The sequence below is a fragment of the Microbacterium memoriense genome (genome assembly GCF_025398275.1).
In the GTDB taxonomy this organism is placed as follows: Bacteria; Actinomycetota; Actinomycetes; order Actinomycetales; family Microbacteriaceae; genus Microbacterium; species Microbacterium memoriense.
Genome location: NZ_JAODOR010000009.1, coordinates 37,913 through 64,315, shown reverse-complemented (window position 1 = coordinate 64,315; position 26,403 = coordinate 37,913). Strand labels below are relative to the sequence as shown.

Genomic DNA, 26,403 nt, shown 5'->3' with positions numbered 1-26,403 from the left:
CACCCGATTGTGAGGATCGGCAACGCGCTTGCTGGCGTGTTGTGCGACTCCTACGGTCGAGAGTGATCTTGTCTGCCCGCTCCCACAGAGAGTTCCGCCGATGACCGACGCCGCCGTCCGCCCGAAGAAGCCCGCCACCAACAAGCGCACGCCCGCCGGCGGGGCGCCGACCGCCGCGCATTCGGCCGCGGAGGCGCACGAGGCCCGTATCGACGTCGACACGGTGACCGATCTGCTGCTCGGCACGTGGGGCGACGTGCGCCTCGAAGCCCGGGAACTCATCAAGGACCCGGCGTTCTGGCGTATCGAGGGCCAACCGATGGCAGAGCACCGCGAGCGCACGCTCGGGCAGCTGCGTCTGCTCGTCGAGAACAACGGCTCGCGCCGCGCGTTCCCCAAGGAGTACGGCGGGCTCGAGAACAGCGGCGGCAACCTGGCCGGATTCATGGACTTGGTCCTTGCCGACCCCAGCCTCCAGATCAAGTCGGGCGTGCAGTGGGGCCTGTTCGGCTCCGCCATCTATCAGCTCGGCACCAAAGCGCACCACGACAGGTGGCTCCGCGATGTCATCGAACTCGACCTTCCGGGCGCGTTTGCGATGACCGAGACCGGTCACGGATCGGATGTCGCGGCGATCGGCACGACGGCGACCTACGACCCCGAGACCGAAGAGTTCGTCATCCATACGCCCTTCCGCGGCGCGTGGAAGGACTACCTCGGCAACGCAGCCCTGCACGGCAAGGCCGCGACGGTGTTCGCGCAGCTCATCACCGGCGGGGTCAACTACGGCGTGCACTGCTTCTTCGTGCCGCTGCGCGACGACGACGGCGCCTTCCTCCCCGGTATCGGCGGCGAGGACGACGGTGTCAAGGGCGGTCTCAATGGCATCGACAACGGTCGACTCCACTTCGATCACGTCCGCATCCCGCGGTTCAATCTGCTCAACCGCTACGGTGACGTCGCGGCCGACGGCAGCTATTCGAGCGAAATCTCGAGCCCCGGGCGACGCTTCTTCACGATGCTCGGCGCGCTCGTCCAGGGACGCGTTTCGCTCGACGGCGCGGCCACGACGGGCACCGCACTCGCGCTGTACATCGCGCTCACCTACGCGGGTCAGCGCCGCCAGTTCGACTCGGGATCGGGGAGCGATGAGGTCGTCCTCCTCGACTACGGCAAGCATCAGCGCCGTCTGCTTCCGCTGCTCGCGCAGAACTACGCCCAGTTCTTCGCCAACGACGAGCTGCTCCGCAAGTTCGACGCCGTCTTCTCCGGCCGCAATGACACGGCGGAGGAACGCGAAGACCTCGAGACTCTCGCCGCCGCGCTCAAGCCGCTGTCGACGTGGAACGCCCTGGACACGATCCAGGAATGCCGCGAGGCGTGCGGCGGTTCCGGCTTCCTCGCCGAGAACCGGCTCGTCGGGCTGCACCAGGACCTCGATGTCTACGTGACCTTCGAGGGGGACAACAATGTGCTCCTCCAACTCGTCGGGAAGCGCCTGCTCGCCGACTTCGCGAAGCAGTTCAAGGGAGCGGATGCGGCGAAGCTCGCGTCGTTCGCCGCGCGCCAGACGGCCGGCAAGGTCTTCCACGGTGCGGGCCTGCGCCAGTTCGGGCAGGCGGTCGCCGATTTCGGCTCGACGGCACGTTCGGTCGAGCTGGGGCTTCGCGCCGACCAGCAGCACGACCTGCTGGCGGGTCGTGTGCAGCAGATGGTGGAGGATATCGCCGGTCGGTTGCGCGCAGCATCCAAGGCGTCGCCCGCCGACGCGGCCGCGATCTTCAACGCCAACCAGGCGGAGCTCATCGAGGCGGCGCGGGCGCACGCCGAGCTGCTGCAGTGGGAGGCTTTCACCGATGGCCTGACCGCTGTCGAGGATGACGGAACCCTGCAGGTGCTCACGTGGCTGCGTGACCTGTTCGGGTTGTCGCTGATCGAGAAGCACCTCGCGTGGCACCTCATCCACGGGCGCCTGTCGACGCAGCGCGCGGCGTCGGTGTCGAAGTACATCGACCGCCTGTGCCTGCGGCTCCGCCCGCACGCGCAAGACCTGGTCGATGGCTACGGTTTCGCTCCCGAGCATGTGCGCGCGCCGATCGCCTCCGGTGCCGAGCAGGCGCGCCAGGACGAGGCCCGCGCCTACTTCGCCGCGCTGGCCGCGTCGGATGATGCGCCGGTGTCGGAGAAGTCCCTGAAGAAGAAGTAGCCCCCGGCCCGGCCGCCGGGGGATGCTGCCCCACCATCTCCGGCATCCCGCCCCGCCGTCCGGCACCATCTCCGCAAAATGTTGCGATCTCCGCAGCGATGAGTGGGTTGTGGTGCGGAGATCGCGACATTCTGCGGCGCTCGTGCGCGGGATGCCGGAGCCACGCGCGGGTGTCGCACCACGCCGCTAGCGTGGCGGGATGAGTGACCTGCTGATCGGACCGGATGGCCTCGCGCGCTGCGCGTGGGTCGGAGATGACGCCGAGTACCGCCGCTATCACGACGAGGAGTGGGGCCGTCCGCTCCGTGGGGATCGCCCACTGTTCGAGAAGACGGCGCTCGAGGGCTTCCAAGCGGGGCTGTCGTGGATCACGATCCTGCGCAAGCGCCCGCACTTCCGCGAGGTGTTCGCCGGGTTCGAGCCCGACGTGGTCGCGGCATTCGGCGACGACGATGTCGAGCGTTTGATGGGGGATGCAGGCATCATCCGCAACCGGGCGAAGATCCTCGCCACGATCTCCAACGCCCGGCTGCTTCTCGACATGGAGCCCGGCGAGTTCGACGCGCTGATGTGGTCGTTCGCGCCGGCATCCCACTCGCGTCCCGCATCGTTCGCGGAGGTTCCCGCAACCACACCGGCATCCGACGCGATGAGCAAAGCGCTGCGGAAGGCCGGCTTTCGCTTCGTCGGGCCCACGACGATGTACGCCCTCATGCAGTCTGCGGGCATGGTCGACGATCACCTCACGGGGTGCCATCGCGCGGACGCCTGACTCCACCGTGATCACACGGTGCGGATGTCGGCACCGGCGGGCAGACTGTGCGCATGGCCTCAGAGCACATCGCTGATTCGCACGAGATGATCCGCGTCATCGGTGCGCGGGAGAACAACCTCACGGGCGTCGATGTCGAGATCCCCAAGCGGCGCCTGACGGTGTTCACCGGAGTCAGTGGATCGGGAAAGTCGAGCCTCGTGTTCGGCACGATCGCGAGCGAATCCCAGCGGCTGATCAACGAGACGTATCCGACGTTCGTGCAGCAGTTCATGGGGCAGCTCAGCCGCCCGGATGTCGATGCGCTCGAGAACATCAGTCCCGCGATCATCGTCGATCAGGAGCGGATGGGCGCGAACGCCCGCTCGACCGTCGGCACCGCGACCGACGTCCACGCGATGCTTCGGGTGCTGTTCAGCCGGATCGGACAACCGCACGTCGGCTCGCCGCAGGCGTTCTCGTTCAACGTCCCGTCTGTCTCGGGAGCCGGCGCGGTGACGATCGCCGTGGGCAAGGACAAGGGCAAGAAAGAGCGCCGCTCATTCGAGATCACCGGCGGCATGTGTCCGCACTGCGAGGGCCTCGGCCAGGTGAGCGACATCGACCTCGACGAGGTGATCGATCGGTCGCGGTCGCTGAACGCCGGGGCGATCACGGTGCCGGGCTACAACGCCGACGGCTGGATGGTGCGCGGCTTCTCGGAGTCCGGATTCTTCGACGCCGACAAGCCGATCGCAGATTTCACCGAGGAGGAGCTGGCGGACCTCCTCTACAAGGAACCCGTCAAAGTCAAGATCCAGAACATCAACATGACCTATGAAGGGCTGATCCCCAAGCTCACGAAGTCGATGATGCAGAAAGACCGCGACAGCCTGCAACCGCATATCCGCGCGTTCGTCGACCGCGCCGTGAAGTTCATGCCGTGCCCGGAATGTGACGGCACGCGACTGAACGAGGGCGCGCGATCGTCGAAGATCGGCGGCGTCAACATCGCCGATGCCGCCGCGATGCAGATCACCGATCTCGCGGCCTGGGTTTCTGCAATCGATGACACCTCCGTCGCGCCGCTCGTCTCCGGACTCCGGCAGACGCTCGACTCATTCGTGGCGATCGGGCTGGGGTACCTGTCGCTCGACCGGTCCAGCGGCACATTGTCGGGCGGCGAGGCGCAGCGCACCAAGATGATCCGCCATCTCGGATCGAGCCTCACTGATGTCACGTACGTGTTCGATGAGCCGACCGCGGGGCTGCACCCGCACGACATCCAGCGCATGAACGCGCTGCTGCAAGGTCTGCGCGACAAGGGCAACACCGTCCTCGTCGTCGAGCACAAGCCCGAGGTGATCGAGATCGCCGATCACGTCATCGACCTGGGTCCGGGCGCCGGGCGCCACGGCGGGCGGATCATGTTCGAGGGTGACGTCGCGGGGCTCCGCGCCTCCGACACGGTGACCGGCCGGCACTTCGATCATCGCGCATCGCTCAAACCGCAGACCCGCGCCGCTACCACCCACCTCGAGATCCGCGGAGCGCGGCAGCACAACCTGCAGAGCGTCGACGTCGACGTGCCCCTCGGCATCCTCACGGTGATCACGGGTGTGGCAGGTTCCGGCAAGTCCTCGCTCATCCACGGCAATGTTCCGAGGTTCGACGATGTGGTGGTCGTCGATCAGGCGCCGATCCGCGGGTCGCGGCGCAGTAGCCCAGCGACCTACACGGGCATCCTCGACGACATCCGCAAGAGTTTTGCGAAGGCCAACGGAGTCAAGCCCGCCCTGTTCAGCGCGAACTCGGAGGGCGCGTGCCCTGCGTGCAAGGGCCTTGGCGTCATCATCACGAACCTCGGGTTCACGCAGAGCGTCGAGACGCGGTGTGAACTGTGCGAGGGCAGCGGATTCAGTGACGATGTCCTCGAATACACCCTCAACGGCAAGAACATCGCCGAGGTGCTGGCGCTGTCGGCCTCCGAAGCGGCGGACTTCTTCCCGACGGGCCCCGCGCACACGACGCTCGGGCGGATGGTCGATGTCGGACTCGGCTACCTCACACTCGGTCAGTCCCTCAACACACTCTCCGGCGGCGAGCGGCAACGGTTGAAACTCGCGATCTCCATGGCCAAGAAGGGGGCGATCTACGTTCTCGACGAACCGACGACGGGGCTCCACCTCGCCGACGTCGACAACCTCCTGGCGCTTCTGGACCGATTGGTGGATGCCGGCAACTCGGTCATCGTGATCGAGCACCATCAGGCGGTCATGGCCCACGCGGACTGGATCATCGACCTCGGTCCCGGCGCCGGCCGCGACGGCGGACGGATCGTCTTCGAGGGCACGCCCGAAGACCTCGTAACCGGCGGCGACACGCTGACCGCGCAGCACCTCGCGGCGTACGTCGGCCGCTGATCGGCCATGCGCAGCGCTGAGATCGGCGCATGGGCAGTTCTGCCCATCCTCACCGGTTGGGAGAGCACGCAACCCTGACGTAGTCTGTCTGAGTCATCGACACACCCAGTGTGCGCCTGCTTCAGCAACAGGTCCCGACGCCACGCAACTGACCGCCCGGGGGGAGCGAGCCCAAGTGAAGGCCTTTGCGTGGCTTCGCGCGCGTCCGCGCGCTGTTGTCTCAACGTCCGTCGTCACCGTGGCGGCGCTGACGGTCGGATTCTTCGCCGTGACCTACGACGGCAAACCGACCACCGAAGTCGACCTCAACGACGGCGGTGTCTGGCTGACCAAACAGTCGAGCCTGCTCGTGGGGCACTTCAACAACGAATCGCGCCTTCTCGACGGCGGCCTCCGGACCGCCTCAGCGACCTACGACATTCAGCAGTCCGCGGCGGAAGTCCTCGTCGTAGACACTGCCGATTCGACCATGACCGCCGTCGACCCGGTGCGTGTCGCGCTGAGCGACAACGCTGACCTTCCCTCCGGCTCCACCGTCGCGATGAACGGTGGCGTCGTCGCCGTACTCGACGCAGACGGGGCCCTCTGGGCCATGCCGTTCACGGCGGTTTCCGGTTTCCAACCGGCGTCGACCGATCCTCTTGCAGAACTCGGCAAGGGCGCTCAGGTCGCCGTGGGCCTCGACGGCGTGGTCCACGCGGCGTCGGCCGAGAAAGCGACGGTCACGACGTACGGCCCGAGCGGTGACGGCACAATCGCGCAGACTTCTGAGCGCGGTCTTGAGGGCGTCGCGAAGAACGCGACGCTCACTGTCACGGCGCTCGGTCCGGCCGGATACGTGCTCGACAGCGAGGCGGCGACCCTGTACGGCGAAGACGGCTCGCGCCGCGAGGTTCCGAGGGACGCGACCCTGCAACAGCCCTCCGACACGACGGACTCCCTCACGCTCGCCACCCCGACGGCTCTCGTGCGCGTGCCCGTGAACGGCGACGGCGAGCCCGTCACGGTCGACACCGGCGGCGCCGAGGGCACGGCCGCGACTCCGGTCTACGTTGCCGGGTGCGCATACGGCGCGTGGTCGGGGTCGGGTCGCTACGTCCGTGATTGCGCGGGCGAGACCGACGACCGCGCCGACGAGGTGCCCGGGATCGAGGCGACCAGCATCCTGCGCTATCGCGTGAACCGCGACGTGGTCGTGCTCAACGACATGTTCGGCGGCGCCGCCTGGATGGCGAGCGACAGCATGCAGCGCGTCGACAACTGGCAGGACATCACCCCGCCCGAAGGCGACGGTGAGGAAGAAGAGGAGACGACCGAAGAGACGGTCCAGACCACTCTCCCCGAGCGCACCGAGCAGAACACCGTGCCGATCGCCGTCGACGACCAGTTCGGCATCCGTCCGGGTTCGACCACCGTGCTCACGGTGCTCGACAACGACACCGACGCCGACGGTGACGTGCTCGTCGCCGCGGTCGAGAAGGTCCCCGGCTTCGGCCGTATCGAGCCGATCAACAACGGTGCGGCCCTCCAGATCACGGTCGATGAGGATGCGACCGGATCGACGAGCTTCACCTACGTCGCCGACGACGGGCGCGGGGGAACGGCGACCGCGAGCGTCACCGTGACGGTGAGCCCGTGGGAGGAGAACTCCCCGCCGGTGCAGAAGCGCACGACGCCGATCACGGTGGAGACCGGCGGAACCGCGTCGTACAACATCCTTCCCGACTGGATCGACCCGGACGGCGACGATATTTTCCTGCTCGACGTCGTTCCCGACGGCGGCGACGAGGCCGACTTCACGTCGGACGGGCAGATCACATACCGCGCGATCGGCGGCCTGCAGGGCCGCAAGGATGTCCCGGTCATCGTCTCCGACGGCGCGAACGACGGCAACGGCAACGGCGCCGGCATCGCGCGCTACGACATCCGCCCGCTCGGCACGACCCTCCCGGTCACGAACGCCGACCACGTCGTGACCCGCGTCGGCCGCTCGGCGACCGTCACGCCGCTCGTCAACGACACGAGTTCGGGCAGCGAACAGCTCCGCTTGACGCGCGTCGATGAGGTCGAAGGGGCGACGATCGTCCCCGACTTCACGGACAAGTCGTTCACGTTCGTCTCCGACATTGCGGACACCTACTACGTTCCCTACCTCGTTTCGGCGGGCCCGAACTCGGTGCCCGGTCTCGTGCGGGTCGATGTCCTTCCCGAGACCACGGAAGAACTCCCGCCGATCGCTGTGCGTGACATCGCGCTGCTGCCGGCGGGCGGCGAAGTGCTCGTCAACGTGCTCGCCAACGACACCGATCCGTCGGGCGGCATCCTCGTGGTCCAGTCGGTGGCGGTGGATGCCGGCTCCGGCGTGGCCGCTGCCGTGCTCGGGCACGAGACGGTGCGCATCAGCGACCTCGCATCGATCGATGCGCAGGTGCGGGTGACGTACACGATCTCCAACGGCGCGCAGTCGACATCGGGCGAGATCGTCGTCATCCCGATCCCCGCACCCTCCCGGCTGCGGCCACCCGTCGCCAACGACGACGAGGTGATCGTTCGCGTCGGCGACACGGTCACGATCCCGGTGCTCGACAACGACTACCACCCCAACGGCGACACCATCCACGTCGATCCCGACCTCGTCGAGCCTTTCATCGACCCCGCCGACGGCGAGGCGTTCGTGTCGGAGGATGCCGTCCGCTTCCGCGCCGGGCCCGAACCGAAGACGGTGTACCTGACCTACCAGGCCGTCGACTCGACCGGCCAGCGCGACGCCGGATACGTGACGATCCAGATCCTCCCGCGCAACGATGAGGCCAACGCCGCGCCCCGCCCGCGCGACCTCACGGCGCGCACGCTCAGCGGGTCGCGCGTGCAGATCCCGGTCGCGCTCGACGGCATCGACGAAGACGGCGACTCGGTCGAGCTCGTCGGCCTCGACCAGGCGCCGTCGAAGGGCCGGATCTCCGAGACCGGACCGAACTTCTTCGTCTACGAGGCGTTCGACGAGGCGTCCGGCGTGGATGCGTTCAGCTATCGCGTGCGCGACGCGCTCGGCAAGGAGGGCACGGCATCCATTCAGGTCGGTATCGCGCCCGCCTCGACGAACAATCAGGCGCCCTACGCCGTGCGCGACTCGGTCGTCATGCGGCCCGGACGTCAGGTCGCCCTGCCGGTGCTCGCCAATGACTCCGACCCCGACGGTGACGAGTTCGGATTCGCTCCCGATGACGCGCTCGCACTCCCCGAGGTGACCGGTCTCGACGCCGAGGTCGGGGGCGAGTATCTCTTGATCACGTCTCCCGACGAAGAGATGAACACGTCGGTGCAGTACTCGATCACCGACTCCCGCGGTCTGCGTGCGACGACGAGCGTGCAGATCACCGTGGATGAAGACGTACCCCTCTTGCGTCCGATCGCGCGCGACGATCGGGTACGCGCCGAAGACGTGCAGGAAAACGGTACGGCGACCGTCGCGGTGCTCGAGAACGACGACGACCCGGACGGCACCAAGAGCGCACTGGAGGTCACTCTCGGCACCGGCTCGGGCACCGCAACCGTCGGCCGCGAGGGCGTTGTGAACGTCACGGTCGCCGATGAGCCGCAGCTCATCACCTACACGGTGACCGATGAAGACGGCCAGACGGCGTCGGCGTTCGTTCGGGTGCCGGCAGTGCGCGAGCTCCCGCCGGCGCCGATCTCGACCACACCGGTCGAGGTGAACAGTGGCGAGACGATCGAACTGCCCCTCGCCGACTACGTGCGTGCCGCCGGCGGCAAGAGCGTTGTGATCACCGAGGCGGCGAAGGTCTCGGCGGTGCACGCGAACGGCGCGAGCCTCATCAAGGACCAGTCGACGCTCGTGTACACCTCGGCCGACCGTTACTTCGGCTCGGACGCCCTGACCTTCGAGGTCACCGACGGCACCGGACCCGACGACCCCGAGGGTCGCAAGGCCACGCTCACCATCCCGATCACGGTGCTGCCGCCCGACAACCGGCCGCCGACGATGGTCGGCGCGTCGATGAGCGTCGCACCGGGGGAGGATGCCGCCTCCCTCGACCTCGCGTCGCTCGCGACCGACCCCGATCCCGAAGACCAGGGCAACCTGCGCTTCACCCTCGTCGGCGGGGCCCCTGCCGGGCTCACCGCATCGGTCGACGGCACCACCCTCAAGGTCTCGGCGACGGCGGAGACGAAGAAGGGCACCCGGGCGCAGCTCACGGTCACGGCGGACGACGGCGAGACCGAGCCGGCGCGGGCGACCATCGCGGTCGAGGTCACGGCTTCGACCCGCGAGCTGGCGAGCGCGAACGACGACGTCATCGCCGAATCCGCGCAGGGCTCGACCGAATCCGTGCCGGTGCTCGCGAATGACGTGAACCCCTTCCCCGACACGCCCCTGAAGATCGCCGGGACAGTCCTGGAGACGGGGAGCGCCACGGTGCGACCGAATGGCGATCGGGTCGAGGTCACCAGCGCAGCCGACTTCGTGGGCACGGTCGTCGTCCGGTATCAGGTCCTCGATGCGACCGAAGACGTCGATCGCGCGGTCGAGGGGCGCATCCGGATCACGGTGCAGGGACGCCCCGACGCGCCTGGGAAGCCCGTCGTCACGACGGTGCAGAGCCGCACTGTGATCCTTGCCTGGACGCCACCGATCGACAACGGCACCCCGATCACGGGCTACACGGTGAGCTCGGTCACCGGTGGCTATACCAAGCAGTGCGCGTCGACGACCTGCACGCTGGACGGCTTGACCAACAACGTCGAGTACAACTTCGTGGTCACCGCGACGAACAAAGTCGGTGTCTCCGAGTCGTCGGTGCCCTCCGAGACGGCGCGCCCCGACGTGCGTCCCGACCCCCCCGCCCCGCCGACGCTCGCGTTCGGTGACCGGAGCCTCGACGTGTCGTGGACCGCACCCCGGACCGAAGGCTCGCCGGTCGAGACCTACACACTCGAGATCTCGCCCGCACCGCCGTCCGGCGTCGTGCAGAAGACCGGTGTCGTCGGCACCCGCACCGTGTGGGACGGCCTGGAGAACGGCGTCCCGTACCAGGTGCGCGTGCGCGCCCACAACCGCGCTCCCGAGCCCAGCGAGTTCAGCCCGTGGTCGTCGTCGATGGTCCCGGCGGCCCCGCCGGCGGCACCCGCCGCGCCGACCTCGAGCCTCATCGATCCGGTTGGCGAGCAGGCCCAAATCCAGGTCAACTGGAACCAGCCCGCCGCCAACGGAGATGCCATTTCGGGGTACGAACTGCGTGTACTCCAGGGCGTCGCGATCGTGGACACGATCGCGGTCGCCGCGGGGCAGACCAGTCAGGCGGTCGTCGTCGGCACCTCGACGACGAACTACACGTTCGATGTTCGCGCGCACAACAAGGCCGGGTGGGGGTCCTACAGCCCGGCGTCGGCGCCTCGGCGTGGCGTGACCGCTCCGACGGCGCCCACCGGTGTCGCCGCGAGCGAGGGCAACAATCAGGTCGGGGTCACGTGGACGGCCGGCGCGAACAATGGCGCCGCCTCGGGAGAAGTGCGGTACGAGTACTCCGTCGAAGGCGGCGGATGGCGCAGCGACTGGGTAAGCGGCGGCAACGGCGGAGTAGGCACGATCGGCAACGGGCAGGTGAACAACAACGCGACCTATACGATCCGCGTGCGCGCCGTCTCGACGGTCGACGGGTCGACGTTCGCGAGCGGCGCCTCGAACACGTCCAACGCGGTCGCGCCGTACGGTCCGATCGGCAACCCCGCCGCCGGCGCCTCGGCGAGCGGCACCAGCATCACGTTCTCGTGGAGCTCGCCGGGTCGCAACGGGCGCGACATCACAACGCAGGTCAACATCAACGGCGAAGGATGGAAGACCGTCGGCGCGAGCGGCAGTGAGACGCGCAACGTCGGGTACAGCGCGACGCGCGGGATCGACGTGCGCACCAGTGCGGCCGACCAGACGACGACGGCGAGCGCGTCCGCGAGAACGCAGGATGCGCCCCCGCCCCCGCCGCCGCCCACCCCCCGCGCCTACGTGACGCGCGGGGGCGGCGCTCCGGCCGGCAACTACTTCCTCGTGAACACGCAGGACTTTGCCGCCGGCAACTACACCTATAAGTGCTACGGCGACGGGTCGCAGTTCAACAACTGGGAAGGCCCGGTGTACCTGCCGGCCAATGGCAAGACCCAGCTGCAGTGCTATTGGGGCTATCCCGGCAAGAAGGTCTGGGTCGTCCTCAACGGCACGAAGTACGAAGAGACCATCTGGTGATCACCCCCCTCATTCCCCTCGCAATCAAGGACACGAAGACATGAGCATGACCCCCGACCAGGCAGCCTGGTTCCGCGACACGTTCACGCGTCTCGTCGACAACGTCGACATCGCCGTCATGGGCAAGCGCGAGGTCGTCGGCCTCGTGTTGTCGGCCATGTTGGCCGAAGGTCACGTACTGCTCGAGGACGCGCCCGGTACCGGAAAGACGAGCCTCGCGAAGGCGCTCGCCGCGAGCGTGCAGGGCACGAGCAACCGCATCCAGTTCACGCCCGACTTGCTGCCCTCCGACGTCACCGGCGTGACCATCTACGACCAGAAGAACCACACGTTCGAGTTCCACAAGGGCCCGGTGTTCGCCTCCATCGTGCTCGCGGACGAGATCAACCGTGCCTCGCCGAAGACGCAGTCGGCGCTCCTCGAGGTCATGGAAGAGTCGCGGATCACGGTCGACGGCGTCGCGCACGACGTGGGGCGCCCGTTCCTCGTCATCGCGACGCAAAACCCGATCGAGCAGGCGGGCACGTACAAGCTGCCCGAGGCACAGCTCGACCGCTTCATGATCAAGACCTCGATCGGTTACCCGTCGCTCGCGATCGCCGAGCGGATTCTCGCCGGCGCCGTCGACCGCAACCCCTCGGCGCAGCTCACGCCTGTGATCACGACCGGTGCCGTCGCCGACATGGCCGACCTCGCCGCCACCGTCCATGTCGACTCGGCCGTCGCCCGGTATGCGGCGCAGCTCGTCGAGGCGACGCGTGCCTCCGAGGCCACGCGCCTCGGCGTCTCGGTGCGCGGGGCGATCTCGATGATCCGCATCGCGAAGGTCTACGCGGCGTCTCAGGGGCGTCACTTCGTCGTGCCGGATGACATCAAGACGCTTGCGATGCCGGTGTGGACGCACCGCCTCGTGCTCGACCCCGAGGCAGAGTTCTCCGGGGTCAGCGCCGAGACCGTCATCGAACGCGCCGTGGCTTCCGTCGACGCGCCGCTCGCGAGGGCGTCGGCCTGATGGCGGCGCCGCCGCAGACCGAGACCCCGACGCGCCGCGCGCGCCGGGCTTCTGTCGCGCCCGCGGTGCCCACCCCGTCCGAGCCCGAAGCACCGGCTGAGGACGAGCGCGAGCGCCTCGTCTCGGCGGCCCCGCCGACGCGCGCCGAGCAGTGGCGCGAGCGCACCGAAACCGCCCTCGGCATCGCGTGGCGCGGCATCCGCCGGGTGACGGATGTCATCCGACCGCTCGGCTGGATCGTGCTCGCCCTGATCGCCCTGCTCTGGATCGTCGCTCTGACGCTCGGCTGGAAAGAGGTCATGGTGGCGGCCGCGGTCGCCAGCGCGATCGCGGCGCTCAGTATCGCGTTCCTGTTCGGCCGGACGACCTACGACATCCAGCTCGATCTCACCCGCAGTCATGTCGTCGTGGGCGAGCGGGCGGTCGGCGCGCTGACCCTGCACAACGCCAGCACGCGCGCGATGCTCCCCTCTTCCGTCGTGCTCCCCGTCGGGTCCGGTCGCGGCATCTTCCAGGTGCCACGACTCGCCGCCGACGAGACACACGAAGAGTTGTTCGCGATCCCGACGACGGCCCGCGGCGTGCTCACGGTCGGTCCCGTGAGTGTCCTCCGCGGCGACCCGCTCGGCCTCTTCGAACGCACACACGATCGCCGCCAAGCGGCCCTGCTCTACGTGCACCCCCGCACGCTCTCGCTCGACGGGCTCTCGCTCGGGCACCTGCGCGACCTCGAGGGGCTTCCGTCGCAGCAGCTCGCGCGCGACGACGTCTCCTTTCACGCGCTCCGCGAATACCAGCCCGGCGATGATCTCCGCCACGTGCACTGGAAGTCCACGGCTCGCGTCGGCAGCGTCATGGTGCGCCAATACGAAGAGACCCGGCGCTCGCACTTCATCGTCGGCCTCTCGACGGATGCCGCCGAATACCGCACGGACGACGAATTCGAGCTCGCGATCTCGGCCGCCGGGTCTATCGGCCTGCGCGCCATCCGGGATTCGCGGGTCCTCGAGGCCCGCACGCAGCACGGCGCACTCCGCGCACCGACCGGCCGCCGGTTCCTCGACGGGCTTTCGGCCCTCGAACACTCCCGTCCGCGCCAGGGGGGGATCGTCGCGCTCGCCGGATCGCTGGCCGCCCACGCCCCGCAGGCCGCGGTCGCCGTGCTGATCACCGGTGCCAACGCCGACGCCGCCGATCTCCGCATCGCGTGCGCGCGCCTGCCCTACGGTGTACGGGTGCTCGCGGTCGTCACGGATTCGTCGGTCGACTCACCGGGCCTTCGCCGCATCGGCGACGCGGACGTCGTCACGATCGGCGCTCTCGACCAGCTGCCGAGCGCAGTCCGGAAGGTGCTCTCGTGAACGCCCGGCCTCTGCTGCAGAGGGTCATCGATGTCGTCGCCATCGCCCTGCTGGTCACCGTCGCCATCATCGGCTTCGGCCCGACCTTCGACGGCCCGCAGTATCTCGTCGCGGGGTTCGGCGCGCTCGCGCTGGGACTCGCGATCGCCTGGTTCGGCGCCCGGTGGCGCTGGGGCGTCCTGCCGATCGCGGGCGCTGCCGTCGGGGCCTACTTCGTCTTCGGCGGCGCGCTCGCGCTGCCGCACACGACGTTGCTCGGCGTCATCCCCACCCTCGAGACGTGGCGTCAGCTCGCGGTCGGTGTCGTCACGTCCTGGAAGCAACTGCTGACGACCGTTCCGCCGGTCGCGGCATCGGACGGGCACCTCATGGTCCCCTTCCTCATGGTGTTGCTCGCCACGGTGATCGCGGCATCCCTCGCCCTCCGCATCCGCCAGGGCGCGTGGGCGTTGCTGCCGGCCGTCGCCCTGCTGGCCGGCCAGATCCTCCTCGGCGTCGCGACGCCCGCCGCCCCGGTGGTCCAGGGCATCCTGTTCGCCGCGGTCGCGGTCGTCTGGCTGGCGCTCCGCCACGCCTGGACGAACGACAGCGCCGCCGTCCGCATCGACACCGAAGCCGCCGATCCGGCCGCGACCCGCAGTTCCCGCACCCGTCGACTGGTCGCCGGCGCTGCCGTGCTCGCGATCGCGGCAGGAGCAGGCATCGCCACCGCGGCCTTCGCCACACCGCCCGTGCAGCGTTACGTCTTGCGCGACTTCGTCATTCCCCCGTTCGACATCCGCGACTATCCGAGCCCGCTGCAGGCGTTCCGCGGGATCGTCCGCGATGACGCCGACACGTCGCTGTTCACGGTGTCGGGTCTGCCGGAAGACGCCCGCATCCGCCTCGCGACGATGGACGCCTATTCCGGTGTCGTCTACAACGTCGCCGATGACGGCGCCGGGTCCTCCAGCGCGTTCACGCCGGTCCGCTCCAACATGTCGCCCGAGGCGGAGGGAGCCGAGACCACACTGCGCGTCGAGATCGGCGAGTGGAGTGGTGTGTGGTTGCCCGACGCCGGCGCGGTCCGCGAGTTCATCTTCGACGGTGAGCGGGGGAGCGAGATCCGTCGCGCCGCGCACTACAACGACGCGACCGGCACGGCTGTGACAACGATCGGCCTGCAGCCCGGCGACGGGTACACGATCGAGACGGTGATCCCGAAGATCCCGAGCGATGCCGCTCTCGCCGAAGTGCCCTTCGCGCCGCTGAAGATGCCGAAGCAAGAGGGCATCCCGGAGTCGCTGGCCGACCTGGCATCCAAGGCCGTCGCCGATGCCGAGACGCCGATCGAGCGTGCCCGCGCGCTCGAGAGTTCGCTGCACACCGACGGGTTCTTCAGCCACGGTCTCGCCGGCGATGTGCTCTCTCCCTCCGGTCACGGTGCCGCCCGCATCAGCGCGCTCTTCGCGGGCGATCAGATGATCGGCGACGACGAGCAGTACGCCGTCGCGATGGCGCTCATGGCGACCCAGCTCGGCATGCCGGCGCGCGTCGTGATGGGCTGGCATCCGAACGAGAACGATCAGGCCGGGAGCGTCTTCACCGCGACCGGTGACAATGTGCACGCCTGGGTAGAGATCGCGTTCGACGGCGTCGGCTGGGTACCCTTCGACCCGACGCCCTCCGAAGACAACGAACCCAACGACCAGTCCACGAAGCCGCGCGCCGACCCCAAACCGCAGGTGCTGCAGCCGCCGCCGCCCGCGCAAGAGGCCGCTGACCTGCCCCCGTCGATCGCCGACGACCGTGAACAGGAAGAGGACGAGGATGCCGGTGTCGATTGGCTCGGTCCGCTGCTGCTGTTCGGGGGGATCGGTGTGGGGATCCTCGCTCTGCTGGCGGCACCGTTCATCGTGATGGGCCTCATCAAGGGGACACGTCGCGCCCGCCGGCGGGCGGCGGCTCGCACCGCCGACCGCATCTCGGGCGGCTGGGACGAGCTGGTCGATTCGGCCGTCGACCTCCGCGCCCCCGTCGTCGTCGGAGCGACCCGCGCCGAGAGCGCCGCCGTCGTCGGCGCGGCGTTCACGCAGCCGCGGGTGGCGACTCTCGCTGAGCGCGCGGATGCCGATGTCTACGGTCCGGGTGACCCGTCACCGGAGGACGTCGAAACGTTCTGGCGCGAAGTGGACGATATCGTCGGTGAGATGAAGGGTTCCACGTCGTGGTGGCAGCGCGTGCGCGCTCGCCTCAGCCTGCGGTCGTTGCGTCGCGGAGGAGCGTCGTGAGCGTCGACCCCACCGGGTTCGCACGCCCCGCCGTGCTCGGCCGACGTGTCGGTGCGTACCTGATCGACGGCGCCGTCGCGTTCCTGATCTTGCTGGTGACGGCCGGCATCCTCGCCGGAATCTCGTTCGCCACCGAGGGGGCGTTCCCGGTGGTGCTGGCCAGCGTCGGCGCTTACGTCGTCAGCGCCGCGTGGTTCCTCGCGTACACGTTCATGCAGGGCGGCAACGGGTCGATCGGCATGCGGATCATGGGCCTCCGCCTTGCGCATGAATCCGACGGTGACGCCCTCGGATTCGGCCGCGCACTCGGGCGCAACATCGTCTGGGCGCTCGGCGCGGCGATCATCGTCGGCATGTTCTCCGCGCTGTTCGACGGGTCTCCGTGGCGCCGCGGCTGGCATGACAAAGCCGCGGGCGCAGTCATGACCGACATCGCCGGACGTAGCCCGATGGTGGCGCCGGAGCCGGTTGCCGAGGAACCCGTTCCGGCCTTCACCTCCGCCTCACCCACCGTCCTCCCCGAGGGACTGATCCTCCCGACACAGGCCGATCCTCAGCTCGACGGGTGGACCCCGGCATCCGCCCCCGCACCGCGGCCCGTCGTGCCTGCGGATGCCGGCGTCATCTCGTTCGTCCCCGGAGTCAGCGCCGCGGCGTCGGCAGCACCCACTCCGCGCGGCCCCGTGACCGACCCGATCGCCTCGATCGACGAGACGCGCCTGTCGACGGGCGAGCGACCGGTCGCACGACTCGTCTGGGATGACGGGACGAAGCAGGCGCTGTACGGACGGACCCTGTTCGGGCGGAACCCCGCGCCCGAGACCGGCGCCATGATCACTCCCGTGCGCGACGAGACACTGTCCCTGTCGAAGACGCACTTCGAACTCGCCCCCGACGCCGAACGCGCGCTGTGGGTCATCGACCGCCACTCGACGAACGGCGTGACGCTCCTGCGCGGAACCCAGCGTCAGGCGGCCGAACCGGGCGAACGGGTCCGCGTGCACGCGGGGGACGTGCTCGAGTTCGGCGACCGGAGCGTCCGCATCGAGGTCGCATCGTGAGCGATGCACCGATCGAGGTGCGCGCCGCCGCCGTCAGCCACACGGGTCTTCGCCGCCGCATCAATGAGGATTCGTACCTGGCCGAGGCGCCGCTGTTCCTCGTGGCCGACGGGATGGGCGGCCACGACGCCGGGGACCTCGCCAGCGCCGCCGTCGTCGCGGAGTTCTCGACGCTCGCGGGAGCCGCGAGCCTGGGCGTCGATCACGTGCGCGCGGCTCTCCGCCGGGCGCGAGCCCGGGTCGACGCGATCGACAGCGGCAGCCGCGCGGCCGGAACGACCCTCACCGGGGTCGTGATCGCCGAGGTCGGTGGCCTCGGATACTGGCTGACCGTCAACGTCGGCGACTCCCGCACGTATCGGTTCGCGGGCGGTCGCCTCGAGCAGATCAGCGTCGACCATTCGGTCGTGCAAGAACTCATCGATGCGGGGCTCCTCGACGGGGCGGATGCGGCCATCGACAGCCGCCGCAATGAGATCACCCGGGCGATCGGTGCCGGCAACGACGGCCAAGCCGACTACTGGATGGTGCCCGCCGAGCCCGGCGACCGCATTCTGGTGTGCTCGGATGGACTGTCCGGCGAGCTCGATCTCGACCGGCTCCAGACGATCCTCGCGGAGGAAGTCGACCCGCAGGATGCCGCGACGCGCCTGATCCATGAGGCGCTCTTGCACGGCGGGCGCGACAACATCACGGCGGTCGTTGTCGACGCAGTGAGCGTCGGCGGCCACGACGACCTGTATGACACGGCTCCGGCCGGTGCGCGGCGGGCCGATGCGGACGGCGATACGCGTCCCCGGCCACAGACAAGGGGAGACCGATCATGACCCAGGTGCGCTATCGCCCCGCCCCCGCGGACGTCACGGCGTGGCGGGTCGCCGTCGAAGGTTCGGCCCTCGCGGTGTTGTCCCCCGAAGTGACGGATCAGACTGCCGAAGCCGTGTGGCGTCGTGTGGGCGACGGCGGAATCGGCGCGGTGCTCGAAGCGCTCACGGGCGCGTTCGGCACGTCGCTGAGCGCGATCCCTCCGTTCGCGTTGGCCGTCGTCGAACCCGCCGGCGTGCGCGTCGCGGTCCGCGGCCCGGTCGAGATCATCGTGGACGACGAGGGCGGCACGCAGGGAGTCTCGGGCGAAGGCGTCGCGACGTGGACCGAGCGGTTCTTGCCCGGCGCGCATCGGCTCACGGTCCTCGTGGGCGCCGCGACCCCCGACGGCCCCGACCTCCCGATCCGTTCCGGCGTCGTGACCGCGAGCGCCGTCACCGTCACGCTCGACGCGGTTGCCGCGGTCTCTCCGCCCGTCGCCCCGCCGACGCGCGAGGTCCCGCGGCCGGTTGTCCCGGCATCCGTGCCGCCCGCGGACGCGCCACCCGCCCCGCCTGCGGAGGTTCCTGAGGAGACGGAGGTTGTCGAGGAGGCTGCACCGGCGATTCCCTCCTCAGAATCCGACATCTCCTCAGAAGGCGACGTCGAGGACGCCGAACCCGAGCTCGAAGCAGCATCCGCAGCGGCCATCGTGACCGAGGTTCCGTCGTCGCTGCCGCCGGTACCGGCCAGCGCCGACACGTGGATGCCGGCGGCTACCGAAGCCCCCGTCGTCGAGACACCGGCCGACGAATACGACCTGCTCTGGGGTGAGACCGTCGCCCGGCCGATCACGGCCGCGGCCGTCGTCGTTCTGGAGGCGCCGGAGGAGGGCGAGCCCGCCGCCGAGGCCTCCCCGGCCGCGCCGCTGCCGGCGCTCGGCGACCACGACGGGGAAACCGTCGCCGTCGCCGATGTCCGCGCGATGCGCGCGGCGGAGCGCGCGACCTTCGAATCGACAGACGCTGTCCCGGGACGGCGCCCTGCGCGCGGTCGGATCGTCCTCTCGACCGGACGGGTCGTCGAACTCGAGCGGCCGGTCGTCATCGGCCGACGCCCCAAATCGACCCGCACGTCCGGCGCGGAACTCCCGACGCTCGTCGCCGTGGACAGCCCCGAGCAGGACATTTCGCGCAGCCACGTCGAGATCCGCGCCGAGGGTGAGCATGTCCTGGTGACCGACCTCGACACCACGAACGGCACGCTGCTGCTGCGCGTCGGGCAGGATCCCGTGAAGCTGCACCCGAACGAGCCCACGATGGTCGTCTCCGGCGACGTGCTCGACATCGGCGACGACGTCACGGTGACCTTCGAGGAGATTCTGTGAGCGGTAAGCGCGCGCCCGCGGCGCCGCCACAACTGCCCGGGTTCACGTACGTCGACATTCTCGGCTCGGGTGGGTTCGCCGACGTCTACCTCTTCGAGCAGCAGCTTCCGCGCCGTCGCGTGGCGGTCAAGGTGCTCCTCCCCGATCGGATGGCCGGCGGCTCGGCCGAGCAGTTCGCCGCCGAAGCGAACGTCATGGCGCTGCTGTCGACGCATCCCGCGATCGTCACGATCTACCAGGCGGGAATGTCGGACGACGGGCGCCCGTACCTCGTCATGGAATACTGCCCGCGGCCGAACCTGCAGGTGCGCTCGCGATCGGGGGCTTTCTCGATCGCCGAGGCGCTGCGGGTCGGCGTGCAGGTCGCCGCCGCCGCCGAGACGGCGCACCGCGCCGGCATTCTGCACCGTGACATCAAACCGGCCAACATCCTGGTGACCGAGTACAACCGGCCGGCGCTCACCGACTTCGGCATCGCGACGACGGCCGAATCCGCGGAGTCCTCCGGCGGCATGTCGATCCCGTGGTCGCCGCCCGAATCGTTCTCCGACGACCCGGAGTCGGGCGTCGCGACCGATGTCTACGCGCTCGGCGCGACCGTGTACACACTCCTCGCCGGACACTCGCCGTTCGAGCAGCCCGGTGGCCGCAACGGCGGCGCCGACCTCATCCAGCGCATCGAGGGGCAGCCGCTGCCGCGTCTCGTGCGCACGGATGCGCCGGTGTCGCTGCAACTCGCGCTCGAGCGGGCGATGGCCAAGCGGCCCGGGGACCGCTTCGACAGCGCCGTCGCGTTCGCGCGCGCCCTCCAGCGCGTGCAGATCGAGCTCTCGCACTCGGTGACCCCGATCGACATCCTCGACGATTCGCCGCTCGCCGAAGAGGATGACGAGGCCGACGGCGAACTCACGCGCGTCCGCGGCATCGTCAGCATCGAGCCGCAGACGCATCCGGCAGCCGGACAGACGCGCAAACGTGTGGATGAGGTGCCGTCCTTCACGGATGCCGCCACCACCGCGATGGGGACGACCGGCGGTGCCGAAGAGACGATCCTCCGCGGCGGACGGGCGATCGCGTCCGTTCCGGTCGACGACACGACATCGTCGACCGTGCAGCGCGCGCGCCCGGCACCGGTCGAGGATGCCCCCGCCCCAGAAACCCCGGCATCCGCCCCCCGCTCGCGCCGTGCCCTGTGGATCTGGCTCGCCGTCGCGGCGGCGGCCCTCGTCGCCATCGTCGTCGGGGTGAGCCTCCTCGGCGGAACGCCGCCGCCGGCACCGCAGACACCGTCGACATCCGCGAAACCGCAGGACCCCGTGTCGGGCATCGTTCCGTCGCCGATCGATCTCGCCGGCACCGTCAGCGACAGCACGGCGACCTTCACCTGGACCAACCCCGAGCCGGAAGACGGCGACATCTACATCTGGTATCCCTACACGCTGACCGGCAACGGGGCATCCGACAGCGTCGATGTTCCGACCGTGACGCTGCCGGTCGACCCGTCCGGCACGACCTGCATTGCCGTGCAGCTCGTCCGTGCCGACGGGCGCGGCGGAGACGAAGAGCGAGTGTGCACCCCGTGACCGACGTGAACGAGACCATGCCCCCGCGCGCGGAGAGTCCTGCCCTCACGATCGAGTTCGCCGGTGAGCTGTTCACGGTGGCCCCGGGCGACCGCTTCACGATCGGCCGCGAGGGTGACCTGTCGATCGACGACAACCTGTTCTTGCACCGGCATTTCCTGTCGATCGAGCAGTCCGGCGATCTGTGGTGGCTCGTGAACATCGGCAGCCGGCTTTCGGCGACCGTCACCGACACCGACGGCCGGGTGCAGGCGCAGCTCGCGCCGGGCGCACGCCTGCCGATCGTCTTCGGCGTCACGACCGTCGTCTTCAGCGCCGGCCCGACGACCTACGAGTTGACCGTGCACACCCCCCAGCCCGCGTTCCGCGACACCCGGCCCGAGGCCCTGGGCGATGGGGAATCGACGATCGGATCGGTGCCGCTGACGCTCAGCCAGAAGCTGCTGATCGTCGCGCTCGCCGAGCCGGTGCTGCGCCGAGAGGGAACCGGGATGAGTGAACTGCCGACGTCTGCGCGGGCCGCCGAGCGGCTCGGTTGGACCCTCACACGCTTCAACCGCAAGCTCGACAATGTCTGCGACAAGCTCGACCGCCAGGGCGTGCCGGGGCTCCGCGGTGGGGTCACCGCATCGGCGACCAACCGTCGCGTGCGCCTCGTCGAGCACGCTGTCGCTTCCCGAGTCGTCACGCGCGACGATCTCGCCCTGCTCGATAGTCCCGGCGTCGCGGATGCTGCATCCGCCGACGCGGCCGATCGCCCGAAGGACGATGCATGAAGCTACGCACGACGCTCGTGAGGAGTGGCGGAGACGCCGAGGACGTCGTCATCACCGCCGACGCCGACGCCACGGTCGGAGACCTTGCCCGCACGCTCGTCGAGAACGACCCGCGCGGCGGAGGGAGCGTCGGCACGGAAGTGACCCTCGAGGCGTTCGGCACGATCGCCCAGGGCGCCGGGGAGGTCCTCGACGCCGAGGCGACGATCTCGCACGTGCAATTGGGCGCGGGCTCGGCCATCCGCGTCGTCCCGGCGGACTATCAACCGCGCCATGCGCTCGGTGAGGTGACGATCGTGTCGGGTCCCGGCGCGGGAACCGTGATCTCCCTCGATCGCGGCGTCATCACGATCGGTCGCGATCCGGACTGCGACGTCGTGCTCGATGACCCGCTCGTTTCCAAACGGCATGCGCGCCTCGAGATCGGCCAGGGCCGCGTCGAACTCGTCGACCTGAACTCCGCCAACGGGATCCTCGTCGGCGGGGCCCCCGTCACCTATCTCACCGCGACCGACGGTCGCATCGATGCGGCCCTCGGCGACACCCGCCTGCGGATCGTCGCCCGCACCGACACGGCCACCGCTGCTCCCGCGACCTGGCGTCAGGTGCGATTCGTGCGCTCGCCGCGCGTCGAAGCCCGCTATCTCGGGGAGGAGCTGCCCGGTACCGACCTCCCGAGCCCGAGCCAGCCGCAGGTTTTCCCGTGGCTTGCCATGATCGCGCCGGCGATCATGGGCCTCGTCCTCTTCCAGGTCACGGGGTCGACGATGTCGCTCGTGTTCGTGGCCGCCTCGCCCCTCCTCATGCTCGGCACCTGGCTCACGAGCCGCCTGCAAGCCCGCGCACAGCTGAAGGCCGCGAAGGCGCGCTTCGAACAGCAGATCACCCGCCTCCGCTCCCGACTCGAATCGGAGCGCGCCGCCGAGCACGACGTGCGCCGGGCCGAGGTGCCCGAGCTCGATCCCGTGTGCGCCGACGCGCTGGCGGCCGGTCCGCTGGTGTGGACGCGGCGACCGGAACACTGGTCGTTCCTGCACGTGCGACTCGGCGACGGCACCGCCCCGAGCCGCAACACCGTCGCCGAGTCCGCCCAGCGCGATGCGGCCATCCCGGAGTACGTCGAGCGCCTCGACGAGACCGTCGCGGAGTTCCGCACGGTCGATGACGTGCCGATCCTGGAATCGCTCGCCGAGGCCGGCGCGCTCGGTCTCGCCGGCGATAGCGCTCGGGTCTCCGACCTCGGGCGCGCGCTCATCGCGCAAACAGCGGGACTGCATGCACCCGCGGACGTCCGGATCGTCGCGTTCGTCGGTCCGAACTCGAAGACCGAACTCGGTGACCTGAAGTGGCTCCCGCACGTGTGGGCCGCCGAAGACATGCTCGGCACGGTGCCGGTCGCCGACAACGCCGCCACGGCGTCGCGGTTGTTGGCGCAGCTCGAAGAACTCGTCGATTCCCGGAGCAAGGCGCAGCAGCGATTGCGTGCGCTGAAGGCGACGGATTCCGCGACGTCCGCCGGCGCCGAAGTGGGGGAGTCCCGCGGTTCGCGCGACGACGTACCGCTTCCCGCGGTCGTCGTCGTGATCACCCCGGATGCCGCCGTCGACCGCGGCCGACTCATCCAGCTCAGCGAGCGGGCCGCGGGCACCGGCATCCTTCCCGTGTGGATTGCGCAGAGCGCCGCCGCTCTCCCCGCCGCGTGCCGCACCTGGGTCGAGGCGCCCGCCGATGCCCCCGCGAGCGCGCACTTCGTCCGTCTCGGCACGAGCGTCGCGCCACTGCGGGTCGAGGCTCTCGACGCCGCCCGGTTCGGCGTCGTCGCACGGGCCCTCGCCCGCCTGACCGACATCGGCGATGTCGCGGAGGATGCCGGCGACGTCCCCCGCACGATCCCGCTCCTGCAGCTCCTCGGGTCCGAAATGGCCACGAGCGCCGATGCCGTGATCGACCGGTGGACCCAAAATGCGTCGATTCGCGCGACACGTTCGGGCTCCGGCTACCAGCCGAAGCTCCGCGCGCTCGTCGGTCAGGGCGCGCAAGGCGCGCTGCACCTCGACCTCCGCCAACAGGGTCCGCACGCGCTCGTCGGCGGCACGACCGGTTCGGGCAAGAGCGAGTTCCTGCAGGCGTGGGTGCTCGGTATGGCCGCCGAGTACAGCCCCGAGCGGGTCACGTTCCTCTTCGTCGACTACAAGGGCGGATCGGCGTTCGCCGATTGCGTGAGCCTGCCGCACTGCGTGGGACTCGTGACCGACCTGAGCCCGCACCTCGTGCGCCGTGCCCTCACGAGCCTCCGCGCCGAGCTCCACCACCGCGAGCACCTCTTCAACCGCAAGAAGGCGAAAGACCTCCTCGAGCTCGAGAAGGCCGCCGACCCCGACACCCCGCCCGCGCTCGTCCTCGTGATCGATGAGTTCGCGGCGCTCGCGAAAGAGGTGCCGGAGTTCGTCGACGGTGTCGTCGACATCGCCCAGCGCGGGCGATCCCTCGGCATCCACCTCATCATGGCGACCCAGCGGCCCGCGGGTGTCATCAAGGACAATCTGCGCGCCAACACGAACCTGCGCGTCGCGCTGCGGATGGCCGACGAGACCGACAGTGACGACGTCATCGGCTCGAAGGAAGCCGCCCTGTTCGACCCGGGGATCCCCGGTCGCGGCATCGCCAAGACCGGCCCCGGGCGGATGAGCCTGTTCCAGTCCGCCTACGCCGGCGGGTGGAGCCTGCGAGCCGAGCCCGAAGCCACGGTCGAGGTGCGTCCGTTCCGTCTGGGCGACGCCCCCGCGTGGCAGAGCCCCGACACCGGCGAAGTCTCCAGCGACACCGAGGACCTCGGCCCCAACGACCAGCAGCTGCTCGTGGCGCGCTTCGTCGACGCGGCCGAGCTCGCCCGGATCGGCGCGCCCCGACGCCCGTGGCTCGACGAGCTCGCGACGACGTTCGACCAGACCAAGCTCACCCAGCGCACCGACGCGCGGCTCGTCATGGGCGTCGTGGACGTGCCCGAGCGCCAAGACCAGGTGCCGTTCTTCTTCGAACCCGACACCGAGGGACACCTCGCGATCTACGGCACGGGTGGCTCCGGCAAGAGCGTCGCGCTCCGTACGCTCGGCGTCTCGGCCGGCATCACTCCGCGCGGTGGCCCCGTCCACGTCTACGGACTGGATGCCGCCACCGGCGCGCTCCGCATGCTCGAGTCGCTGCCGCACGTCGGCGCCGTGATCTCGGGCGATGACACCGAACGCATCGAGCGGTTGTTCGGCATGCTGCGGGTCGAACTCGACCGCCGGGGCGACACGTACGCCGCCGCCGGGGCGTCGACCCTCACCGAGTACCGGATGCTGGCCGGTGCACCCGACGAACCGCGCATCCTGCTGCTGGTAGATGGTTTCGCCGCATTCCGGACCGCGTTCGAGGGCGTCCCCGGACGGGCTGACACCTATCGCCTGTTCCAGCAGGTGCTCACCGACGGCCGTGGCCTCGGCATCCACGTCGCCCTCACCGCCGACCGCGGCCAGAGTGTGCCGACGTCGCTACAGGCGACGATCCAGCGCCGCATCGTGCTGCGGATGAGCGACGAAGACGCGTACGCGATGCTCGGTGTTCCCCGCGACATCCTCGGGCCCACGGCGGTACCGGGCCGCGCGATCATCGATGACCACGAAGCGCAGATCGCCGTGATCGGGGGGACCGCGAGCACGAAGGAGCAGGCCACCGCGATCGACCGGATGGCCGAGGCTATGCGGCGTCGCGGCACGGCCGAAGCGCCCGGCATCCGGTCGTTGCCTACCGAATACCGCGTCGAGGAGCTCCCCGCCACGACGCCGAGCGGCGTCGCGATCGGATTGTCCGACCTCGACCTCGGGCCTTTCGGCATCGAGCCGACCGGCACGTTCATCGTGGCCGGCACGCCCGGGGCGGGTCGCAGTAACGCGGCGGCCGCGATTGCGGTGCAGACCCGCCGCGCGCATCCCGATGCCGCCGCGTTCTATCTCGGTGACCGGCGCTCTCCCGTCTTCACGGCGCTGGAGTGGACGGCGACGGCGGATGCCGGATCTGCCGCGATGGCCGTGCTCTCCGCCGCGGACGAGGCGGCCGACAAGGTCGCCGACGGCGGGCCGGTGCCGATCGTGGTGCTGGAAGGGATCGGTGAATTCGCGACCTCGATCGTTGAGATGACGTTGTCGAGTCTCGTCAAGCGCGCCGGTCGCGGCGAGGTGTTCTTCGTCGTCGTTGGCGAGATCTCGGAGTGGACCAGCAACTTCGGCCTGCTCGGTGAGATCAAGGCGGCCCGTCGCGGCGTCGTCCTCCAACCGGAGACGATCGACGGCGAGGTCGTGCTGAAGACCCCGTTCCCGCGCTTGGTGCGAGGAGAGCTGCCGGTGGGTCGCGGCATCCTGGCGCACCGCGGCAAGACCGTCCGCATCCAATTCCCGCTGATCGGGGAGGCATGAGGGGTCATGGGGAGTTCTCCCCATGGGTTTCTTCGCCGGCTCCGCATATCGTCGTA

13 protein-coding genes are annotated in these 26,403 nt (G+C 69.5%); all 13 read left to right on the top strand.

Translation table 11 applies throughout. The annotated features are described in order from the left end of the window. Positions 1–100 precede the first annotated feature (100 nt). On the top strand, positions 101–2,206 hold the full coding sequence (locus tag N4R40_RS07695) for an acyl-CoA dehydrogenase family protein (protein WP_261606781.1): 2,106 nt from the start codon (positions 101–103) through the stop codon (positions 2,204–2,206). Between the two features lie 199 nt (positions 2,207–2,405). Next, complete coding sequence (locus tag N4R40_RS07690; protein WP_261606780.1) at positions 2,406–2,978, top strand: DNA-3-methyladenine glycosylase I; 573 nt, start codon at positions 2,406–2,408, stop codon at positions 2,976–2,978. 53 nt (positions 2,979–3,031) lie between these two features. Further along, positions 3,032–5,380 carry an excinuclease ABC subunit UvrA gene (locus N4R40_RS07685; protein WP_261606779.1) on the top strand — a complete coding sequence of 783 codons (2,349 nt, stop codon included), beginning with the start codon at positions 3,032–3,034 and terminating at the stop codon, positions 5,378–5,380. A 175-nt stretch (positions 5,381–5,555) separates the two neighbouring features. Then, positions 5,556–11,639 carry an Ig-like domain-containing protein gene (locus N4R40_RS07680; protein WP_261606778.1) on the top strand — a complete coding sequence of 2,028 codons (6,084 nt, stop codon included), beginning with the start codon at positions 5,556–5,558 and terminating at the stop codon, positions 11,637–11,639. Between the two features lie 40 nt (positions 11,640–11,679). Next, positions 11,680–12,651 carry an AAA family ATPase gene (locus N4R40_RS07675; protein WP_261606777.1) on the top strand — a complete coding sequence of 324 codons (972 nt, stop codon included), beginning with the start codon at positions 11,680–11,682 and terminating at the stop codon, positions 12,649–12,651. Positions 12,652–12,716: 65 nt separating this feature from the next. Next, entirely contained in the window at positions 12,717–14,012 is a 1,296-nt protein-coding gene (locus tag N4R40_RS07670; protein WP_261606776.1) for a DUF58 domain-containing protein, read from the top strand. Continuing rightward, positions 14,009–16,282 carry a transglutaminase-like domain-containing protein gene (locus tag N4R40_RS07665; RefSeq protein WP_261606775.1) on the top strand — a complete coding sequence of 758 codons (2,274 nt, stop codon included), beginning with the start codon at positions 14,009–14,011 and terminating at the stop codon, positions 16,280–16,282. Before N4R40_RS07670 ends, N4R40_RS07665 begins: the two co-directional genes overlap by 4 nt. Then, the gene (locus N4R40_RS07660) at positions 16,279–17,343 is read left to right on the top strand and encodes an RDD family protein (protein WP_261606774.1); all 1,065 of its coding nucleotides are present in this window, start codon (positions 16,279–16,281) and stop codon (positions 17,341–17,343) included. The genes N4R40_RS07665 and N4R40_RS07660 overlap by 4 nt, the downstream gene beginning before the upstream one ends. After that, positions 17,340–18,170 carry a PP2C family protein-serine/threonine phosphatase gene (locus N4R40_RS07655; protein ID WP_261606773.1) on the top strand — a complete coding sequence of 277 codons (831 nt, stop codon included), beginning with the start codon at positions 17,340–17,342 and terminating at the stop codon, positions 18,168–18,170. Before N4R40_RS07660 ends, N4R40_RS07655 begins: the two co-directional genes overlap by 4 nt. After that, the gene (locus N4R40_RS07650; protein WP_261606772.1) at positions 18,167–19,534 is read left to right on the top strand and encodes an FHA domain-containing protein; all 1,368 of its coding nucleotides are present in this window, start codon (positions 18,167–18,169) and stop codon (positions 19,532–19,534) included. Before N4R40_RS07655 ends, N4R40_RS07650 begins: the two co-directional genes overlap by 4 nt. Next, entirely contained in the window at positions 19,531–21,117 is a 1,587-nt protein-coding gene (locus N4R40_RS07645; protein WP_261606771.1) for a serine/threonine-protein kinase, read from the top strand. Before N4R40_RS07650 ends, N4R40_RS07645 begins: the two co-directional genes overlap by 4 nt. Beyond that, on the top strand, positions 21,114–21,893 hold the full coding sequence (locus tag N4R40_RS07640; protein ID WP_261606770.1) for an FHA domain-containing protein: 780 nt from the start codon (positions 21,114–21,116) through the stop codon (positions 21,891–21,893). Before N4R40_RS07645 ends, N4R40_RS07640 begins: the two co-directional genes overlap by 4 nt. Further along, positions 21,890–26,347, top strand: coding sequence for an FtsK/SpoIIIE domain-containing protein (locus N4R40_RS07635; protein ID WP_261606769.1), 4,458 nt, complete (start codon positions 21,890–21,892; stop codon positions 26,345–26,347). Before N4R40_RS07640 ends, N4R40_RS07635 begins: the two co-directional genes overlap by 4 nt. Positions 26,348–26,403 lie beyond the last annotated feature (56 nt).